Source organism: Janthinobacterium sp. GW823-FHT06H09 (assembly GCF_058794735.1).
In genome coordinates, this window is sequence record NZ_JBXAHC010000017.1 from 42,051 (window position 1) to 61,989 (window position 19,939).

The 19,939-nt window shown below is 63.7% G+C and carries 16 protein-coding genes; 7 read left to right on the forward strand and 9 right to left on the reverse strand.

Going from position 1 to position 19,939, the window contains the following annotated elements:
- Positions 1 to 336 precede the first annotated feature (336 nt).
- Entirely contained in the window at positions 337 to 3,561 is a 3,225-nt protein-coding gene (locus tag AC1Q6X_RS23925; RefSeq protein ID WP_492498603.1) for a DEAD/DEAH box helicase, read from the reverse strand.
- On the opposite strand from AC1Q6X_RS23925, the gene AC1Q6X_RS23930 reads away from it, so the two are divergent.
- Positions 3,529 to 3,879 (forward strand): hypothetical protein, encoded by a 351-nt coding sequence (locus AC1Q6X_RS23930; RefSeq protein WP_230506439.1) that lies wholly within the window; start codon positions 3,529 to 3,531, stop codon positions 3,877 to 3,879. The two genes, AC1Q6X_RS23925 and AC1Q6X_RS23930, sit on opposite strands and share 33 nt — an antisense overlap.
- On the opposite strand, the gene AC1Q6X_RS23935 is transcribed toward AC1Q6X_RS23930, so the two are convergent.
- Positions 3,876 to 5,588: a methyl-accepting chemotaxis protein gene (locus tag AC1Q6X_RS23935; RefSeq protein WP_492498604.1), complete on the reverse strand. Its 1,713-nt coding sequence runs from the start codon at positions 5,586 to 5,588 to the stop codon at positions 3,876 to 3,878. The two genes, AC1Q6X_RS23930 and AC1Q6X_RS23935, sit on opposite strands and share 4 nt — an antisense overlap.
- A 207-nt stretch (positions 5,589 to 5,795) precedes the next feature.
- Complete coding sequence (locus AC1Q6X_RS23940) at positions 5,796 to 6,686, reverse strand: LysR family transcriptional regulator (protein ID WP_492498605.1); 891 nt, start codon at positions 6,684 to 6,686, stop codon at positions 5,796 to 5,798.
- A gap of 113 nt (positions 6,687 to 6,799) precedes the next feature.
- Between AC1Q6X_RS23940 and AC1Q6X_RS23945 the strand changes: the two genes are divergently transcribed.
- Together AC1Q6X_RS23945 and AC1Q6X_RS23950 are read left to right on the forward strand one after the other, a co-directional pair.
- On the forward strand, positions 6,800 to 7,981 hold the full coding sequence (locus AC1Q6X_RS23945) for a serine hydrolase domain-containing protein (RefSeq protein WP_492498606.1): 1,182 nt from the start codon (positions 6,800 to 6,802) through the stop codon (positions 7,979 to 7,981).
- A complete protein-coding gene (locus AC1Q6X_RS23950) occupies positions 7,978 to 9,168 on the forward strand; it encodes an MFS transporter (protein WP_492498607.1) in 1,191 nt (396 codons plus the stop codon). The genes AC1Q6X_RS23945 and AC1Q6X_RS23950 overlap by 4 nt, the downstream gene beginning before the upstream one ends.
- Here AC1Q6X_RS23950 and AC1Q6X_RS23955 read toward each other — a convergent pair.
- From AC1Q6X_RS23955 to AC1Q6X_RS23965, 3 genes are all read right to left on the reverse strand, one after another.
- Entirely contained in the window at positions 9,133 to 9,678 is a 546-nt protein-coding gene (locus tag AC1Q6X_RS23955) for a DinB family protein (protein WP_070310250.1), read from the reverse strand. The two genes, AC1Q6X_RS23950 and AC1Q6X_RS23955, sit on opposite strands and share 36 nt — an antisense overlap.
- Positions 9,679 to 9,709: 31 nt before the next feature.
- Positions 9,710 to 10,309 carry a MarC family protein gene (locus AC1Q6X_RS23960; RefSeq protein ID WP_070224777.1) on the reverse strand — a complete coding sequence of 200 codons (600 nt, stop codon included), beginning with the start codon at positions 10,307 to 10,309 and terminating at the stop codon, positions 9,710 to 9,712.
- 116 nt (positions 10,310 to 10,425) lie between these two features.
- Positions 10,426 to 11,214, reverse strand: coding sequence for an AraC family transcriptional regulator (locus tag AC1Q6X_RS23965; protein ID WP_492498608.1), 789 nt, complete (start codon positions 11,212 to 11,214; stop codon positions 10,426 to 10,428).
- A 102-nt stretch (positions 11,215 to 11,316) separates the two neighbouring features.
- Here AC1Q6X_RS23965 and AC1Q6X_RS23970 point away from each other — a divergent pair, with 102 nt between their 5' ends.
- The 3 genes from AC1Q6X_RS23970 to AC1Q6X_RS23980 all read left to right on the forward strand — a co-directional run bounded on the left by AC1Q6X_RS23970 (position 11,317) and on the right by AC1Q6X_RS23980 (position 15,976).
- Complete coding sequence (locus tag AC1Q6X_RS23970) at positions 11,317 to 12,231, forward strand: DMT family transporter (RefSeq protein ID WP_070291950.1); 915 nt, start codon at positions 11,317 to 11,319, stop codon at positions 12,229 to 12,231.
- A gap of 40 nt (positions 12,232 to 12,271) precedes the next feature.
- Positions 12,272 to 13,894, forward strand: a complete 1,623-nt coding sequence (locus tag AC1Q6X_RS23975; protein WP_492498609.1) for a toxin-antitoxin system YwqK family antitoxin — start codon at positions 12,272 to 12,274, stop codon at positions 13,892 to 13,894.
- A gap of 351 nt (positions 13,895 to 14,245) precedes the next feature.
- Positions 14,246 to 15,976: a methyl-accepting chemotaxis protein gene (locus tag AC1Q6X_RS23980; RefSeq protein ID WP_070310256.1), complete on the forward strand. Its 1,731-nt coding sequence runs from the start codon at positions 14,246 to 14,248 to the stop codon at positions 15,974 to 15,976.
- Between the two features lie 10 nt (positions 15,977 to 15,986).
- Here the strand turns inward: AC1Q6X_RS23980 and AC1Q6X_RS23985 are convergent, their stop codons facing one another.
- Positions 15,987 to 17,129 carry an AI-2E family transporter gene (locus tag AC1Q6X_RS23985; RefSeq protein ID WP_070224773.1) on the reverse strand — a complete coding sequence of 381 codons (1,143 nt, stop codon included), beginning with the start codon at positions 17,127 to 17,129 and terminating at the stop codon, positions 15,987 to 15,989.
- A 162-nt stretch (positions 17,130 to 17,291) separates the two neighbouring features.
- On the reverse strand, positions 17,292 to 18,308 hold the full coding sequence (locus AC1Q6X_RS23990) for a hypothetical protein (RefSeq protein ID WP_492498610.1): 1,017 nt from the start codon (positions 18,306 to 18,308) through the stop codon (positions 17,292 to 17,294).
- A 123-nt stretch (positions 18,309 to 18,431) separates the two neighbouring features.
- Between AC1Q6X_RS23990 and AC1Q6X_RS23995 the strand changes: the two genes are divergently transcribed.
- A complete protein-coding gene (locus AC1Q6X_RS23995) occupies positions 18,432 to 18,800 on the forward strand; it encodes a hypothetical protein (RefSeq protein WP_492498611.1) in 369 nt (122 codons plus the stop codon).
- Here the strand turns inward: AC1Q6X_RS23995 and AC1Q6X_RS24000 are convergent.
- Positions 18,779 to 19,840 (reverse strand): GGDEF domain-containing protein, encoded by a 1,062-nt coding sequence (locus tag AC1Q6X_RS24000; RefSeq protein ID WP_492498612.1) that lies wholly within the window; start codon positions 19,838 to 19,840, stop codon positions 18,779 to 18,781. The genes AC1Q6X_RS23995 and AC1Q6X_RS24000 overlap by 22 nt on opposite strands.
- Positions 19,841 to 19,939 lie beyond the last annotated feature (99 nt).

Genomic DNA, 19,939 nt, shown 5'->3' on the forward strand with positions numbered 1-19,939 from the left:
ACGCGCTTGCGCGCTAATCCGACCTACATCTTGGTTTTCCCGGTGCAGGAAAGTAGGTCGGATTAGCGGGCCGTAGCCGCGCGTAATCCGACAATAGCGATTCGGCCGCTTCCGCAGGCCTGGGCATGGCCTGCGTCATGGCCATCGTGCAGTTATACTGCGGCAGCGCGAGTGTGGCGTCCGACGCGGCCGCCACGACGTTTACCTTGGTCTTCCCGGCGCAGCAACGTAGGTCGGATTAGCGGGGCGTAGCCGCGCGTAATCCGACAAGAGCGGCCAACAATGTTGTCGGATTACGCGCGGCGTTGCCGCGCTAATCCGACCTACGCCTGCCAATCAGCCCATCTCCACCAAAAACTCATGCATGCCCGTATGCGGCAATTGCGCGCACGCCGGTGCAAAATGCGGCAACTGGCCCCACAGCAGCGGGTTGCCGACGATGTACACATAATGCTGCGCGCGCGTCAGGGCCACGTTGAGCAAATTCGGCGTGGCCGCCGCCCACTGCGCGGCGCCGGCCGTGCTGTCGTCGGCGCCGAGCACCACCATGACCACGCTTTGTTCCTTGCCCTGGAAGGTATGCACGGTGCCGACCATCTGACTGCTCCACTGGCGCAGTTCGCGCGCCGTCGGCGCCTTGCCGTAGCCGAGGCGGCGGTCCCAGTCCATGTCAACGATGCGCGAACGCAATTCGTTGCGCACGGCCTTGAACGGCGTGATCACATACATGTCCGGCAGCTTGCCGTCGCGGCGATATAGTTTCAATAACACTTCCAGCACGAAATCGAGCTGCACCGGCACCACCTGCTTGTAGCTGACGGCGCCGACGGCGTCGATCCAGCGGCTCGGTCCCCGCGTCAGGCCCCGCGCGCCGGCCGGCGGCGTGCGTTCAGCCAGCCCATAGACCATCTTGTCTTCGTAGGCGATGCTGTTGGCCAGCGAAAACATCGGTTCGACGCAGCGGCGGTGCACGCGCAGGGGGCTGCCGATCCACAGGGGCTGCGCGCTGCCGGTGCCGACCGTTGCGCCATAGCGGTTGGCCTTGTCGGCCAGGGTCTGCACGGAAACGGAAGTCGGCGCGTAGCTGCCATCCTGCGTATGCGGCGACAGGGCGGACAGGGTCTGCACGAGGCGGCCCGGCACCGTGAACACGGGTTCGATCTGCAGCGGGTCGCCCACGACGACGGCGCGCTTGGCGCGCCACAGGCTGCCCAGCGCCGCTTGCGGCACGGCCTGGCCCGCTTCATCGATGAACAGCCAGCCCAGCGATTCCGGGCCCATGCCCTGGAACTGGCGCGCGAAGGAGGCAAACGTGGTCGACACGACAGGCACCACCATGAACAGGCTGTGCCAGACCATGGCGACGTGCGACTGGTCATACGCGCGCTTGTTTTTCAGCAATTTCGACACGGCCAGCAAGTTGCCGCCAAAGCCGGGTCCGCCCTTCTTCGCCACTTCCGCCAGCCACGCTTCGTGCAGGGCCAGGGCCTTGGCAAACAGGCGCGAGCGCAGGCGCGCCAGCGCCGGTTCATGCCACAGGCCGCCTATCTGCAAGGCGTCGCCGTCCAGCTCGTCCAGACTGGCCGGCGCGAGGATGGTGGGGAAACGCATGCGCGCGCGGCGCAGCAATTCCGTGCTGTCATCCCATTCGCGCTGGCGCGATTGCGCCGTGCGCAGGGCAATGTGCAGGCTGTTGCGGGCCCGCTCGCAGCGCGGCTCCAGCTCGCCCTTGAGCAGCAGCTTGATGGCGGACACGTCGCGCGCGGCCTGGCGCTGCGCTTCGGCGTTGGCGATGACGGCGTCCTTGTAGGCGCGCGCCGGGGCCGTGCGGAACAGGCGGGCAAAAAAGCCCGGTTGCGTCAGCGCCACCAGGCGTTCCTCTTCCAGCAATTCCTTCTTGCTGGCGAGCAGGGTGTCCTGCTGCGCCAGCGCGCCGGACAGGGCGCCATTCGCTGCATCCATCTCTTGCTCAGCTTCAATTAACGCTTGCTGGCTGGCCTGGATAAAATCGGCTTCCGAGCACGTGCCCACGGCTTGCCACAGGGCCGCGTATTGCGCGTGCTCGGCCAGGGCCTTTTCCACCACGTGTTCCGTTTCGCGGAACTCGCGCGCCGCCTGGGCGAAGCTGACGCCCTGGTAGCTGGCCAGCCACTGGCGGATATTCTGCGCATTCGGCGTCTTGCGCGCCGTGCTCTTGTCCCAGTCGTCGTCATAGAAATTGCTGACGAAGCGGCGGCGGTTCGCGCTATTGCCCAGCGCACAGGACATCAAGCCCCACGGCGCTTCCGTCTCGTCCAGGGCGCGGTTGGCGCCATTGCCGTCGGCCACCACGCGGCGCGCCACGCTTTCAAAATAGCGCGTGCGCGCCCATTCCTTGCCCAGCTGTTTCGGTTTTGGGAGGTCGCCGGAAATATTTTCCACCGCCGCGTTGTTCGACGAGGCGACGACCATTTCAAAGCCCGTCAATTCCGGGCGCAAGCGGGCGATGGTGATCGGGTCGCGCACGCCTTCGAAGGCCACGGCCACCTTGCCGATGAAGGCGTCGCCGGCGCGGTCCAGGCAGGACAGCACGCTGGCGCGGCGCACGATGTTGTCGGCAAACAATTCGCGCAATAACGTCGTCTTGCCCGTGCCGGGCGGGCCGTTGACGGAAAAGATGCCGCGTTCGCTCAAGCCCGTGCGCGCGCCGTGGATGGCGAACTGCTGCATCAGGCTCATGGCGTAGCTGGCGTCTTCCAGCCAGTGTCCCCGATTCATGTTCGCGGGATTGAGCATGGCGGCCAGCGCCTGGCGTCCGGCCGGGCTGTACAGGTCGATGCGCTCATCCTGCGCCAGCGGCGTCAGATAGGCCGCGACCGTCGCGGGCAACTTGCCGCCACGCAAGGCGCGGATGATCTGCTCCAGGTCATCGAGGTAAAAACTGTTGAGGATATCGATCGACGGCTCCACCGCGTCGCCAAAGTCCAGGCTGCGGTTCTGGCTGGCCTCAGCCAGGTCGCCTTCCGTCACGGCCGCGCGTTTCTTGCGCGTGCGCAATTCCAGCACGGCCAGCGGCTGGCCGGCGGACGGGTGGAAGCCGGCCCAGTCGCGCAGCAGGTCGGCCAGGGCCGCGATTTCCATGCCGGACAGGGGCGCCGAGACATTGCCTGCCTCGTCCGTCACTGGCTGCGGGGCGCGGGCGGCGGCAAAGTTGCGCAGGCTGTCCTGCAGCACCAGCTGGCTGTCGCTGAAGGCGTCCAGGCTCAGGCCCGACCAGTCCGGCGTGCGGGCGCGGCCCAGGGCCCACGGCAAGGTCGACACGGAGACGGGGTCGAACTGCGGCTCGCCCAGCGCATTGAGGTTAATGCGGGCAAAGCACGAGCGTCCCAGCAGCTCTGTTTTTTCTGTCTCGGCAATGTTTTCCGGGCCGTTGGCCGGCGGGCAAGCCTTGTTGATTTCGGCCTTGTCGAACACGCCGAGGAACAGTGAAAAGCCGTCGATCTCGCGGTCGGAAGGGACTGGCCACTGCGTGGCGAACTGCGGCGGCAATTGCGCCAGCTGTTCGCGGTGGAGGAGACGCACGGTGGATTGGTCTTCAACGTCCGTGATTTGATTCAGGTCAAACGGGATAAAGAATTCGATCTTGTGCCAATACTCCAGGATAGCCAGGAGGCGCTGCTGTTCTGCCTGATTCATGATGACCAATATTTTGTAAAGCGAGCGAGGATTGTAAAGCGTATGCGCGGTGCACGTTTTGCACTTTTGTCTATTGCGCGGGCTTTGCCGCAAAAAAAGTGGTATTGGAGGACGAAAAAAAGCCAGGCAGCAACTTCCTGCCTGGCTTTTCCCGTTGCGGTGTTGCCGGGTGTTAAAACTCTGGTATTAACACGGGTGTTTTAAAACTCTTCCCATTCGCTTTCGGCGGCGGCGTTGCTGCGGCGCGCCGGCGCGGCCGCGACGGCCTTGCGCACAGGGGCGGGCTTGGCTGCGGGGCGCGCGATGGCGGGCGCAGCCGCTGCCGGCGTGGCGCGCACAGGCGTCAGCTTGCTGACGCTGGCAACATGGTTGCCGGTTTTAAAGAAGCCCACCACGTGCGCCAGTTCGCCCGCCTGTTCCTGCATGCTTTGCGAGGCGGCCGCCGCTTCTTCCACCAGGGCCGCGTTTTGCTGCGTCACTTCATCCATCTGGGCAATGGCCATGTTGATCTGTTCGATGCCGATGGTCTGCTCGTGCGTGGCGGAGGTGATTTCGCCCATGATGTCGGTCACGCGCACGATGCTGTCGACGATGTCGCCCATGGTCTGGCCCGCTTCATTGACGAGGCGTGAACCCGTGTCCACGTTGGCGACCGAAGCGGCGATCAGTTCCTTGATTTCCTTGGCGGCCGAGGCCGAACGGTGCGCCAGATTGCGTACCTCGGTGGCGACGACGGCGAAGCCACGGCCCTGTTCACCCGCGCGCGCCGCTTCCACGGCCGCGTTCAAGGCCAGGATGTTGGTCTGGAAGGCGATGCCGTCGATGACGCCGATGATGTCGACGATTTTCTTCGATGAGTCATTGATCGTGCCCATGGTGTCGACCACTTGCGCGACGATGCTGCCGCCGCGTACGGCCACCTCGGATGCGCTTTTCGCCAGCTGGTTTGCCTGGCGCGCATTGTCCGCGTTCTGCTTCACGGTCGAGGTCAGTTCCTCCATGGCCGACGCCGTTTCTTCCAGCGAACTGGCTTGCTCTTCCGTGCGGGACGACAGGTCGAGGTTGCCTGCGGCAATTTCGCTCGAGGCCGTGGCGATCGCATCCGTGCCATGGCGCACTTGCGCCACCACGCCCAACAGACTGTCGTTCATGGCTTTCAGGGCGCCCAGCAGGCGGCCCGTTTCATCGCTGGAATTGACGACGATGTGCGACGACAAATCGCCCGAAGCGACGGTTTCGGCCACACTGACGGCCGCATTGATGGGCTGGGTGATCGAGCGCGTGATAATCCAGGCAACGAAGGCACCCAGCAGCACGGCCACGCTGCCCAAAGTAATCATGGAAGCGCGCGCACTGTTGCTCAGCGTTTCGGCGTCCGTTGCCGCCTGGGCCGCCTGCTTGCCTTCATACGCGACCAGGCTGTCGAGCGCGCCCAGCACGCGTTTCAGGCTCGGCGCCGCCTGCTGCGTCAAAAAGGCGATCGCTTCATCCGTCTGGCCCGCATTGCGCAGCTCGATGACCTTGTTGTTCAGCGGCGCGCCCGATTTCAGGGCCGCGTCCAGTTCAGCCATCAGCGCCGTTTCCTTGTCCGTCGAAATTTTCTTTTGCAGGGTTTCCTTGGCGGCGCCGTATTTCTTGCGTGCTTCGCCGATCTTTGCCAGTTCCGCCTGCACCAGCGCTTCCGTCGGCGCCACCACAATGCTGGTGATCGCCAGGGTAATGTTGCGCACGTTGTCGCTCATGGTATTGGCGGCCGCCATCTTGACGTTCTTGTCGGCCACGATGTCGTGTGTGCGTGCGCTCAGTTGCCCCATGGAGTACAGGCCGACGAGCAAGACGGCCACCAGCAGACCGAGAACGACAGCAAATCCGATCCCGAGCCGGGTGCCGATTTTGAATTGTGTAAGTGACATGATTGCTTTCGTATTGCGGAAGTGAGGGAAAACGTCGACAGGCCAAGGCTACGGGTTTATACGTAAGGGCAGCCAGCCTGTAATTGTTCCTCAAAATTCCGCACTGCAATACAAAAACTTGTATCAAGTCCGCGAAAAGTTTAAAAAATGGTAGCAAATTAAATAAGTTGTCGTGTGGAAACAACGAGCGCGACGCCGGATGCGGGCTTAGTTTTCCGGAAACACGTGGGTGGCGAGGAAGTCGATGAAGGCGCGCAGTTTCGGCGTCAGGTGGCGGCTGCTGGGCCACAGGATGCGAAAGGCGCCGTCGTGCCGGCGGTGCGCGTCCAGCACCGGCTGCAAGCGGCCTGCCGTCAGCGCCGCGCGCGCGGCAAAGTCGGGCAGGGCGGCGATGCCCAGGCCGCTTTCGGCAAAGTGCAGCAGGGTGTCGACATTGTTGCAGTTGAGCACAGTCGGCAAGCCGGCCGCGTGCAGGGCATGCCACTCGGGCAAGGGCCACGCCTCGACCTTGCCGCTGCTGGGAAACTTGTACAGCAAACAAGTGTGGCGGGCCAGGTCGGCCGGCAGCGCGGGCGTGCCGTTGCGCGCCAGATAGGCTGGCGCGGCCACCAGTTGCAGCTGGAACTGGCCCAGCTGGCGGCTCATCAAACGGCTGTCGGCGCTTTCTCCCGCGCGCACGACGGCGTCGTAGCCTTCCTCGATCACGTCGACCCGGCGGTCGCTGAAATCGAGGTCGAGTTCCACCTGCGGATAGGCACGCGCAAAGGCCGCCAGCACGGGATTGAGCAGGCTGCCCACCTGCGGCAGGCTGACGCGCAGCCGGCCTTGCGGCGCGCGCTTGCTGTTCGATAACTCCAGCTCGGCCGCTTCGATCTCGCCCAGGATGCGCCGGCAGCGTTCGAGAAACACGGTGCCTTCGCTGGTCAGCGCAATGCTGCGCGTGCTGCGGTGAAACAGACGCACGCCGAGCCGCTCTTCCAGCCGCGCGATGCTCTTGCCCACGGCCGAGGCGGAAATGCCGAGCACCCGGCCCGCCGCGACAAAACTGCGCGTTTCCGCCGCCTGCACGAAGGTCGTGAATCCCGCCAGGTTATCCATGGTTTTCCTTTTGATTGCGGAGGTCAACGTCCGCACAGACTGAAACTATAGCCTGTTTTTCTTTGATCGCGCCTGGCTTACCTTGGCAGCCTGATCATTTGAAAGGCTACGCCATGATGTACAACTTCTCTCCCGCGGCCTTGGCCGCCCGCATCGACCCTTTGCTCGATGCCGTGCTGCATCAGCAGCGCCTGGTGGGCGCCGTGGTGCTGGTGCGCCAGTGCGGCCAGGAAATCTATCGCCGCGCCGCCGGCCACCTGGACCGCGAGGCCGGTACGCCCATGGTGGAAGACGCCGTCTTCCGCCTGGCCTCGGTCAGCAAACCCATCGTCTCCACGGCCGCGCTGGCGCTGGTGGGGCAGAACCGCCTGGGCCTGGACGACCCGGTGGCGCGCTGGCTGCCGTATTTTGCGCCGCGCCAGCCGGACGGCGCCGTGGCGGCGATGACCGTGCGCCACTTGCTCACGCATACGGCCGGGCTCGACTACGGCTTTTTCCAGCCGCCGGGCGGCGCGTATGCGCGGGCGGGCGTGTCCGACGGCATGGATGCATCCCGTATTTCCCTGGAGGACAACCTGCGCCGCCTCGCTACCGTGCCGCTCGCGTCTGCACCGGGTGCGCGCTGGGCGTATTCGATCGCCACCGACGTGCTGGGCGCCGTGATCGAACAGGCGGCCGGCATGCCGCTGGCACAGGCCGTGGAACGCCTGGTGACGGGGCCGCTGGCCATGCACGACACGGGTTTTATGGCCACGGACGGGGCGCGCCTGGCCGTCGCGTATGCGGACCGCGCAGCGGAAGAAGCCCGGCCGCGCCGTTTGCTGGACGAGGGGGAAGACCATCTGCCGTTTCTCGAAGGCATGGCCGGCTTTACCTTGTCGCCGGCAAGGGCGCTCGACGCGCACGCGTATCCGTCCGGCGGCGCCGGCATGGTCGGCTCCGCCCCCGATTTCATGCGCCTGCTGGAAACCTTGCGCCTGGGCGGCGCGCCGCTGCTGCCGCCAGCGCTGGCGCGGCAGATGGGAGCAAGCCAGACGGGCGGTTTCGACTTGCCGTTCTGGCCGGGACGCGGCTTCGGCCTGGGGTTCACGGTCTTGACGGACCCGCTTGCCGCCGCCACGCCGGAAGCTGCGGGCACGTGGCGCATGGGCGGCACGTATGGCCACTCGTGGTTTGTCGACCCGGCGCAGGAACTGTCCGTGGTGGCGTTTACGAATACGGCATTGGAGGGCATGGCGGGACCGTTCGTCACGGAACTGTGCCAGGCAGTGTATGGCGCCAAGGAAATGCCATGACGCGCCCGCACCCCATCGTTTTCCTCGCGCTGGGCCTGTTCGGCGTGTATTGCATCGAGTTTGGCGTCGTCGGCATCTTGCCGATGATCATGCAGCGTTACGGGGTGACGGCGGCGCAGGCGGGTTCGCTGGTGAGCCTGTTCGCGCTGGTGATCGCCGTGGGCGGCCCCTTCCTCGTGCTGCTGGCCACGCGGTGGCGCCGCAAGAGCGTGCTGATCGTCTCGCTGCTCGTGTTTGCCCTGGCCAGCGTGGCCTCGGCGTATGCACCGCGCTTCGGGCTGCTGCTGGCGATGCGCGTGGTGCCGGCCCTGTTCCACCCCGTGTATTTCTCGCTGGCCATGGTGGCCGCCGCCGCCCTGTATCCGCCGCGCGATGCGGCGCGGGCCGGCGCGCATGCGTTCACGGGCACCAGCATGGGCATGGTGCTGGGCATCCCGCTCACCACCTGGATCGCTGCGCAAGTTGGCTACGAGGCATCGTTTCTCGCTTGCGCCCTCGTCAATGCGCTGGCGGCGCTGGGCTTATACCTGTTCTTGCCCGACACGCCGCGCGAGGCGCCGATGGCGTATGGCCGCCAGCTGGCCGTGCTGCGCAAACCTGCGCTGTGGTTCACGATCGCCGCCGCCGTGCTGGTGTTTGCCGCCATGTTTGCCGTGTATGCGTATGCGGCCGCGTATCTGCAACAGGAAGCGGGCTTGTCGGCGCGCCAGACGGGGCTGGCACTGGTGGTGTTTGGCGTGGGCGGCGTGGCGGGCAATTTGTTCGCGGGGCGCCAGCTGGGCACGCATGTGCTGCGCACGGTCTTGCTGCAGCCTGTGCTGCTGGGGCTGGCGTACTGGCTGCTGTACCGGCATGCCGGCACGGGCATCGGCTGGGCGGCGCTGGCCGTGTTGCTGCTGTTCTGGGGCGCCGCGCATACGAGCGGGCTGATCGTCACGCAAGTATGGCTCAGCAGCGAAGCGCGCGAGGCGCCCGCGTTCGCCATCGGCGTGTATATCGCCGCCATCAACCTGGGCGTGACGCTGGGCGCGCTGGCCGGCGGCATGGCCATCGAGTCCTATGGCATGCCGGGGGCGCTGGCTTGCGGCGCGTTGCTGGGCGGGCTGGCGCTGGCAGCGATTGGGGTGAAAGCGTGGCTGTACCGTCCGCCGTCAGTCGGCAAGATGGTTGGGGATGCGAAACAGTAAATCCGTGTCGCCGATGTCCACGCCCGCTTGCGACAGCAAGGTGCTGGCCTGACCCCGGTGATGCGTCTGGTGGTTAAAGAAATGCATGAGCAGGCTGAAAAACTCGCGCCGGTTCGGCCCCTTGCTGTTGCGGTAATCGAGCAAATGGTCGAGGTCTTCTTCGCGGATGGACGCGGCCCAGTCGATGATGACCTGGTCCAGCCATTGCCGGTGCGCGTGCATGGCGGCAAAATCGTCGGCCGCGAACAGCGGCTGCGTGAGCGACGCGGGCGGCGTGATGGCGCGGATGGGATCGAGCAGGGGGAAACCGGCCGGATGTTTCGCGTAGCGCTGCAGCCACAGCGTATCGCCCACCATCACGTGGTTCAGGGTGGCCAGCAGGGAGCCGAAAAAGGCGCCCCGCTCGCGCTGCAGCTCGCCGGGCGGCAGGCTGGCCGCCGCTGCGTAGACCTTGGCATTCATCCACTGGTTGTAATCGGCCATCAGGCAAATGTGGGCGCAACGGCTCATGGTGATTCCTCCAGTGGATGAATGCTCTATGTTAAACGGACTTCAGGAACGCGCGTATGCCGGCCAGCAGCATTTCAATGGCCATCGCCGTCAGGATCAAGCCCATCAGGCGCTCGAACGCCGTCATGACCCTTGGACCGAGCGCCCGCTGCAAGCGTTCGGCGCACAGGAAGACGGCCAGCCAGACGACGGCCACGGCCGTCAATCCCGCCACGTGGGCGATCACTTCATTGACTTCATGCGAGGAAAACAGCAGCACGGTGGCCAGGGCCGACGGGCCGGCCAGCGCGGGGATGGCCAGCGGCACGATGAACGGCTCGCCGCCCATCTCGTGGTCGCTATTGCCCGCATTTGGCTGCGGAAACACCATGCGCATGGCGATCAGGAATAAAATCACGCCGCCGCCGATGCGCAGCGCCACTTCCGATAATTGCAAGGCGTTCAGGAAATGGCGGCCGAAGAACATAAACAGCAGCAAGATGCCGAAGGCGATCAGGCATTCGCGCACCACGACTTTCCAGCGCCGCTCGATCGGTACCCGTTTCAGGGCGTTGACGAACAGGGAAACGTTGCCGAATGGATCGGTGACGAGCAAAAGCAGGATAAAAGTCTGGAAGAAATTCTGTGTCATGGTGGTGTGATAGAGGTCAACACCGCTGCCAGGATGGGCGCGGTGCGATAAGGCTTGCGATGATAACAAGCCCGGCGCTTATCGCCCATGATTATTGATGCATAGCAGCATTTTTTTTACGCGGCGATGACTTTTGCCTGGTAAAAAGCCGTCGGCGTCGTGCCGAAATGCTTTTTGAACATGGCGGCAAATGCGCTTTGGCTCGTGTAGCCATTGTCCATGGCCACGTCGATGACCTTGCCGCCGTGCGCCAATTGCTCCAGCGCCCGCAGCAGCCGCGCCTGCTGGCGCCACTGGCCAAAGCGCAAGCCCGTCTGCTTCTGGAACAAGCGGTGCAGGCTGCGCTCGGTGATCGCCAGTTCTTGCGCCCAGTGCGCCACCGTCAGCTGTTCGCCCGGCTGTTCCATCAGCCGCGCGCAGATGCCGCGCAGGCGCGCGTCCGCAGGCAAGGGCAGATACAGGGGCAGCACAGGCAGGCTGCCCAGTTCGTGCAACAGCAATTGCAGCAGATGCCAGTCGCGGCTGCCTTCCGTAAAATCGGGCGCGATGTCGACGGCGGCCACGATCAGTTGCCGCAGCAGGGGGCTGATGTCGAGCACGCAACTGTGGCCAGGCAGCAATGGAGAATTGGCGCAGTTGACGAACACCGTGCGCATTTTCACGGTGCCGCTCATGCGCACCTGGTGCGCGATACCGGGTTGCAGCCACACGCCGCGCGTGGGCGGCACCACCCAGCGCCCGCCCTGCGCCTCGATGGTCATCACGCCCTCGATGGCGTACAGCAATTGCGCGTGCGTGTGGCGGTGTACGGAAATCACGTGGCCATGCGCATAGTCGACGGCCAGCGCCATGGCGCGCGCCGTGACGGGCAGCAATTCCTGAAAGGCGGGGGAGGTGCAATCCATAAAAAGAGCGTCAGTTTTGCGATAGGTATGGACATCTTAGCGCGAGAAGGCGCGGCGCGCCTGCGGCATGATGGTTCCCCGCAACTATTCCTGGAGCTACGCATGCCTGTGCGCGCCTATCTGTATCCTTTTCTGGCCATGCTGCTGTGGGCCGGCAACGTCGTCGTCTCGAAGCTGGCCGCGTCCAGCATCGCCCCCACGGCCATCACGTTTTATCGGCTGGTGCTCGTCTTGCTGGTGATGACGCCGTTTATCGCCCGTCCCCTGTGGCGCAACCGTCATGCGCTGCGGCGCCAGTGGTGGCAGCTGGCCCTGTGCGGCCTGATGTCGATGGCGCTGTTCCAGAGCCTGTCCTACCGCGCCGCCGAATCGACGACGGCGACGAACATGGCCATCGTCACGGCGCTGGCGCCGCTGATGACGGCACTGCTCAGCGTGCTGCTGCTGGGCGAGCGCCTGACGGTCGGCATGGCGGCCGGCGGCGTGCTGTCGTTTGGCGGCTTGCTGTACCTGGTCGGGCGCGGCGACGTGCTGGCCTTGCTGCAGCAGGGCGTGCATGCGGGCGATGCGCTGATGCTGCTGGCCTGCCTGAGCTTTGCCCTGTACGGCGTGCTGCTGCGCCGCTGGCGTCTGTCCATTCCCGCCTGGCAAGCTATTTATTGCCAGGCGCTGGCGGCCCTGGTGTGCATGCTGCCGCTGTTTCTGTTGCTGCCGCCCGGCAGCGCCCGGCTGGACGCCACCACCTTGCCCCTGATCGGCTATGCGGGCATCGGCTCATCCATCGTGCTGTCCTACCTGTGGATCGAGGGCGTCAAATTGCTGGGACCGAACCGCTGCAGCATCTACGTCAATCTGCTTCCCCTGCTGACGGCCTTGCTGGCCATCGTCTGGCTGCACGAAAGCATGCATCTCTATCACCTGGTCGGCGGCGGCATCTCGCTGCTGGGCGTGCTGCTGGCGCAGACGGTGCAGCGGCCGCTGTTTGGCCGGCGTGCTGGGGTGTCCGGCCTTGCCTGAACGGCCATGCATAATGGCGGCTTTCGGCAGTGGAGTTGACATGCGGTACACATTTTGGGTGAGCACGATGGCCATGGCGCTGGCCTTGGGTACCCTGGCGCCGGCCCAGGCCGCGCCGCGTTTTTATGAGGGTATGCCCATGGCCTACGCCAGCGCCGTCGAGCGCCGCGACGGCGGCGTGGTGCTGGCTTTCCTGCGGGAAAATGGCGAGGTCAACGGTTACTATTGCCAGTGCAACGGCATCAGTGAAAAACGCATGAACCTGGACAAGTATGGCCAGGCCAGCATCGAGGCCGTGTTCCAGCTGGATCTCGACAGCGAGGGCGAAACCACGTTCGTGCTCAGCCGTAGTGGCGCGCGCAGTGACAAACCCTACGGCTTGCATGCCTACCGCTACGAGCGCAGCGGCGGCAAGATGTTCAAGGTGCCGGCCTTGCAGCCCGCGCTGGATGCCATCGTGCGCGGCGCAACAACCATGGACGAGGCGCAGGTGCGCGCCGCGCTGTCGTCCCTGCAACTGATCGATTACAGCATCGCCTACGCGCCCACGGGCGTGGCCGGGTTCGACGCCATCGAGCATGCGCACGGCACCCTGGCCGGCTATTTCAATATCGATGGTGAATTATTGCCCGGCAAGCCGGCCGACGCCCCCGCGTTTGCCTATAAAAAGACGTACCAGGAAAAGGATGGCCATTATCTGACCGTCACGTATCTGCTGGGCAAGGGCTGGGAAGGGGGCCGTGCGCCCAGTTATCACATCAAATGGATCGCCTGGGAAACACAGCCGCAACGCTTTGCCGGCAGCCAGGACGGGCCATTCATCGAGTACGACGTCAATTGTTGCGTGGGCAGCGTGTTTGCCCGCGGCCTGTATGCGCAGGGCATGCGCACCGGCGTATGGCATTACGAAGAGCCCAATACCATTCGCTCGTCTGGCGCTTTTGTCGACGACAAGGCCGAGGGGCCGTGGACGTATGCAAGCGGCGACGAGACTACCACGGGCATGATGCAGCGGGGCCAGCGCACGGGGCGCTGGGAAGTGCGCCCGGGCGTGGCCGAATGGCGCGCAGCGGACATGCACAGCTACACCGGTTACGACCATTTCGTAAAAGACCGCCTGGACGGCCCCAGCGAGCGCCGCGCCGGTGGCGTGGTGCAATGGCAGGGTACTTATGTGAATGGCAAGAAGCAGGGCCAGTGGGTGGAACCTGGCGGTGGCGGCAACTATGCCGATGACATCAAACAAGGGCCATGGAAGAAATCGACGCCGGACGGCGGCTGGCAAGTGTTGACCATGCTCAATGGCAAACCCGATGGCAAGCTGGAGCAGTATGCGGCCGATGGCCGGCTGGAACTGGTCGAACATTACCGCCTCGGTGTCCTCGATGGCACGATGGAAAGTTTTTATCCGGATGGCAAGCGGCGTTACCAGGGCACGTTTGCCGACGGCAAGCGCGATGGTGCGGAAACCCTGTTGTATCCCGATGGCGAATTGCCGCAATTTCACCGCAACTGGCACAAGGGCGTGCTGCATGGCGTCAATATCGAGAATTTCCAGAACGGAAAGCCGAAGCAGATCGGCGCCTACAACATGGGCAGGAAAACGGGCCGGTTTCAGTATTTTCGCGACGATGGCCAGCTCATCGAAGAAACCATGTATTAACTAGATGGCTAGCATAAATGGCATTCCCAAGCGACCGCGCACGTCAGCGGAATGCCAGTTCTGCGCAAAAAACATCATCCGCTTGTTACAAAGCGTGAAAATTCCAGACGGATGTTGCTACTGGTAATCTTTCCCTGTATCTTGCAGTCAGGAAATTAAAAGTACAGGAAACCTCGACCTCGTTGCCCTGTCTTGCACTCCTGACGATATGCGCGGGCCGCCTTCCCCCCTGCCGCCGCACACGCCGTATCGACCTGTCCTGAACAATTCACGTGATCCGCCCATCTGGCGTTTGCCGCTATCTCGTCCGGCAGGCGGTGGCACGGTCGCGCCCTTACCAAGGAAAACTGCATGCTGTCGAATATAACAATAAAAATGCGTCTGATCGCTACCATGAGTGTGCTGGGCGTGTTGATCGCCTTGCTGGGCGTGATGAGCATCATCAGCCTGAAATCGGCCAACAACAGCCTCAACGAGGTCTACAGCAATCAGCTGGCCTCGACGCAAGCGATCGGCGAATCGCAAATTGCCCTGGGCCGCGCGCGGTTCACGATGGACCGCGTGATGGTGCACCCGGACGCGCCCGATGCCAAGGATACCCTGGCGCGCGCGGAACAATTTCTGGAAGCATCCAACAAGTCGTGGAAGGTGTACCTGGCCTTGCCGCAGAGCGCGGAAGAAAAGCGCCTGTCCGACGACATGGACAAGAAGCGCAGCGATTACATGAACAATGGCGTGCTGACCATGAGCAAGGCTTTGCGTGAAGGCAACATCGCGCAAGCGGACGGCTTGATGATGAAAGGGCTGACGCCGCTGTACCGCACCCTGGACCAGGCCGCTGAAACCTTGACGCAATACCAGGCCAGCTCGGCCGCCAAGATGTATGCGGAAAGCCAGTCCAGCTACCGTACCCAGGTGACCATGGCCATCGGCGGCATGATCGTGGGCGCCTTGCTGACGATTATTTCCAGCTTCTTGCTGCTGCGCGCCATCTTTGGCCCGCTGGACCAGGCCCTGCGCCATTTCGGCGCCATTTCCGACGGCAACCTGGCCAACGACATCGTCATCACGCGCCACGACGAGATGGGCGCCTTGCTGACGGGCTTGCAGAAAATGCAGGAACGCCTGTCGACCACCGTGCGCGGCGTGCGCGACGGCAGCGGCGCCATCGCCACGGCCAGCAATGAAATCGCCTCGGGCAACCTGGACTTATCCAGCCGCACGGAACAGCAAGCGTCGAGCCTGGAAGAAACGGCCTCGTCGCTGGAAGAGCTGACCTCGACCGTCAAGCAGAATTCCGACAATGCGCGCCAGGCCAACCAGCTGGCCGTTTCCGCTTCGGACGTGGCGGTGAAAGGCGGCGCACTGGTGGCGCAAGTGGTCGACACCATGGGCACCATCAGCGAATCGTCGAAAAAGATCGCCGACATCATCGGCGTGATCGACGGCATCGCCTTCCAGACCAACATCCTGGCCCTGAACGCGGCCGTGGAAGCGGCCCGCGCCGGCGAGCAAGGCCGTGGCTTTGCCGTCGTCGCCACGGAAGTGCGCAACCTGGCGCACCGCTCGGCTTCCGCCGCCAAGGACATCAAGATGCTGATCGAAGCATCGGTACAGAACGTGGGCGCCGGCAGCGCGCTGGTCAGCCAGACGGGCACGACGATGGACGAGATCGTGTCCAGCATCCGCCGCGTGACGGACATCATGGGCGAAATCAGCGCCGCCGGCCGCGAGCAGGAACTGGGCATCGGCCAGATCAATCAAGCCGTGGCGGAAATGGATACCGTGACGCAACAAAATGCGGCGCTGGTGGAAGAAGCGGCAGCCGCTTCGGAATCCATGCAGGAGCAGGCGGCGGCGCTGGCCGAGATGGTCAGCATTTTTAAACTCGACGCCAACCACAGCGGCCCGGCAGCGGCCAAGCCTGCCTTGCGCAAGCCTGTCGTGGCCGCCGCCAGTACGGCCTTGAAACGCCCGGCGTTGCGCCTGACGCCAAGCCGTACTGCCTCGGCAGCCGCTCCCGCCCAGCCACGTGCTGCCAAGCCCGCTGCAGACAGCAGCGGCGAATGGGAAGAGTTTTAATCTAGCGGGGTTACAGGGCCACCTTGCTGCCCTGTTCCTGCAATAGCGCCGCCTCGGCCAGGGCCTGGGCGCGCGCTTCCTCTGCCGCCTGTTCGGCTTTCTCCAGTGCATCGTGGCGCGCCTGCAAGGCTGCCCGCGCGCGTACGAAGACGATCTTGATGGCCGCCATCACGGGCACGGACAGGAAGATGCCGACCACGCCACCCAACTGGTCGCCGGCCAGCAAGCCGACGATCACCATCAGCGGGCTCACTTCCACGCCTTCGCTCATCAAATACGGGTTGACCACGTAATCCTGGAACAAACGGTAGGCGGCGATAAAGCCGATCAGCCAGAACACATGCTCGAAGCCGCTGAAACCGGCCACGACCACGGCGATGACGGCCGCCGCCAGCGGACCGGCAAACGGGATGAATTCCAGCAAGGCGGCCGCGCCGGCCAGCAGCAGGCTGTACGGCACGCCCATCAGGGAAAAGGCGATGCTGTAGGAGACAAACGTGGCGATCGACAACAGCAGCAGCGCGCGTACATAGCGCGACAGCAGGATGTCGAGGTCATCGATGATGGCGCCCCAGAGTTTCTTGTTCGGGCGGTTCAGCAGGGACAGCAAGCCGTCGCGCATGTCCGGGCCTTCCTTGATCAGCAAAAAGCTCAGCACGGGCACCAGCACCAGATAGATCAGGTTGCTGGCCGCATGCATGACGGTCAAGCCCAGTTCCTTCGCCAGCGGCATGGCTTGTCCCGTACCGCTGCTCAGCTGCGTCTGCATGAAGGACAGCAGGCGCGCGCGCAAGGGCTCCATGAATTCCGGCAAAGGGATGCGTTCGGCAAAATTATTCCCCTTGAGCAAGGTCGGCAGCTGATCGCTGAGCTTGATCGCTTCTTCCTCGATGCGCGACCCGAAGATGGACCCCAGCACCGCCACCAGCAAGATCACCACGAGGAAGACGATGCCGATGGCGGCCGTGCGCGGCAGACGCTTCGGGCCATGGCGCTCCAGCAGTCCGATCAGCGGATACACGAGGTAGCTGAAGAATATGGCAAAGACGACCACGATCAGGGTCGAGGAGACCTTGTAGGTGAGAAAGAGCAGGAAGGCGATGAGGAACGCCGTCCACACCATCTTGGCAACACGCAAGTTAAAACCGAACATATGAATTCCTTAGGGCAGGATGCGACGCAAGCGTGGCTGGCTTGAAGGGCAGGGTGGGCAAGGCAGGGATCGGGCCGCGCCGCACGGCCGGAAATCATACCGCAAAATGCCAAAATGCCATGCTCTTGTGCGTAATGGCAATGCTTTCCCTGTTCGCCTTCCTTAATTTTTCCGCCAGATGGCCACCGTGATGAGCACGCTGTCTTTCTTGCCCGGTTCGCGCAGGGTGATCGTGTAGCGGCCGCTCGTATCGCTGCCCGTGAACACGACCTTGTCGTCATGGCCCTGCACTTGCGCGCCTTTGGCCAGCTTGGCATAGGTGTTGAGCACCCAGTGGAAATCGGCATAGCTGCGCAGGGTGATGTTGGCATCGGGCAGGGGCTCGTCACCGGCCTTGGCCGCTTCCGCAGGCGTGCGCATGGGCAAACCGACCAGGCCCGCAGGTGCAATGAGCTTGCCGCCGCTGGCGCTGCTATTCAATTCCGCGTCCGGCAGCAACAGGTGCAGCAAGCTGGGGGGAAAGCCGGGCGGCACGTCGCGCGGCTCCCAGCCGGGCTGGCCGGGAAGAGTGGTGATGTATTCCACCGCAGCAATACTTTGCCGCTGTTCCGGCGCAGCCTGCGCCAGCATGGGCGGCAGTTGCCGCGCCCACACGAGCAGCGGCGCGGCCATCTCGTCCTCCGCGCCCGGCGGAACAAACACCGTCAACATGGCGTGGGTGGACGGCAGGCAGGCGGGCACGGCATCGCCGATGGCGGCCTGGCAATGACCGTTGACGAGGCCCAGGGCCAACAGCTTGCGTTGCGGATCGAACAGCATGGCGGCGCGCTGCGCGCCGTGTGTGTCGGGGTTGATGGACGCCAGCACGGAACGCCCGTCGGGCAGCATGGTGCGCTGGATGTCTGGCAGCGAACGCATGCTGTCGAGTACCTGGAGCGCGATCAGGGTATCGCCCTGCGTGTAGTTGCCGCGCGCATAACCGAGCAGCTTGAAGACGCCGGCGCGGATTTGCGGATGCTCGTTCAGGCTGAGCGGCGGCGATGGCACGGAGACAGGCACGGTAGCGGCCACGAAGGCGGCGTCTTCGGCGGAAACGGCTTGAGCCATGCTGGCAAGCGGCAGGCACAGGGCGGCGCACAGCGACAGCATGCGCAGAGTGAATTTTCCTGGGGTGTTCAATGGCAATCCTTGTCGAGACGCCAGGCCGGTCGGCTTGCCGGCATGCGCGCGCCGCGATCTTAGCATTTCAGGAATGAAAAGCTTTCTGCTAAGCTAGTCTATTGAATCACTGCCCCGCTTGCCATGGCCAAGATCACCATTTCCTGCAGTACGCCCGTTGACGATGAAGTCGTGACCGAGTTCCTGCACAAGTACGTGCTCCACTCGCGTGTCGGCGCGGCCAGGAAATTACGCATGGGAGAGAAGGGCTGCTTCTATACGTGTTCTTTATACCTGGAAGATCATGCCAAGGTCAGCCAACTGCTCCGCCGCATGCTGGCTTTCTTTGAGAGCAAGAACATGTCCTTGACCATCCTCAAGATCGGCGCGCAGGACAGCTGGTGCGAGGTGGATCCCGAGCAGCGCGATCCGTGGAAGATTGCGCCGCAAGCCTTGCTGGCGCTGCTCGACGCGACGCCGGACGGCGGTATTCAGGCGGCGTTGAACACGTAGCGGTTCTTGCCGTTTTTCTTGGCCTGGTACAAGGATTCATCGGCGCGCCGGTAGCTGTGCGACAAGTCCGCTTCCTTGATCAGTTCCGCCATGCCGATGCTGACGGACACCTTGCGTTCCGGCACGAAAGCCGCCTCGACCGCATCGACCAGCTGCGCGGCAAAGGCGCAGGCCGCGTTCTTTTCACCCACGTAGATGACGGCAAATTCCTCGCCGCCCAGGCGGCCGCACAGGTGATCGCCCGACAGCCCCGCGATCACCTCGGCGATCCTTTTCAGCACTTCGTCGCCCACGTCATGGCCATGCACATCATTGATCTGCTTGAAGTCGTCGATGTCGATCATCAGGAAATACGCGGGCGTGCGCGCCGTGCGCTGCAGGACGCGGGCGCTTTGCGTGAACATGCGCCGGTTATTGAGTCCGGTCAAGCCATCCTTGTAGGCCATCGTCGCCAGCTCGCGCTGGGCGCGGTAGTTATGGATGCGCAAGATGAGAAAATAGATGTTCAGCGCCAGGCCGATGATCACGCTGATGGTGACGGCCAGTACGGGCCAATGCTGGTCGGCCTGGCCCGCATGCACGGGAAACTGCCCCAGCCCCAGAATGGCCCACACGCACAGCGACACGCCCAGGTAATACGCGATGCCGCTGAAGATGGGCGCCGTCGTCAGCGTGATCATCACGCCCAGCGGCAATACCCAGAAAGCGGGGTCTTCCGTGCCCAGCATCAGCACGCGAAAGCCAAAAGCGATGAACAGCACGCTGATGGTGCCGCTGGTGATAATCGCCTGCAAGGACTTCGCATACACGGTCAGCAGCAGCCCGACCAGCATGCCCGTCACGCCCAGCGCCGCCTGCGCATGATCGAGCGACGCGCGCGACAAGGTCAGGCTGAATGTGACCAGCCAGCAAGCCAGGCCAAACGTCAGGATGGCTATCGAAATGAAATGCAGTTCCTTGAAAAAGCGCTGCTGCTGCTCCCGTTCTCCTGAAAAGAACAGGTAATAGAAGGCAGGCGACAGGCTGCGCGAAGTGAACATTGCATTTGTCCAGAGACAACACGCCTTGCGGCAGGGGCGCCTCCCGGCAACGGCAGGCGGCATGACGCGCGTACAAAATTAGTTGCGCTCAGGAACTAG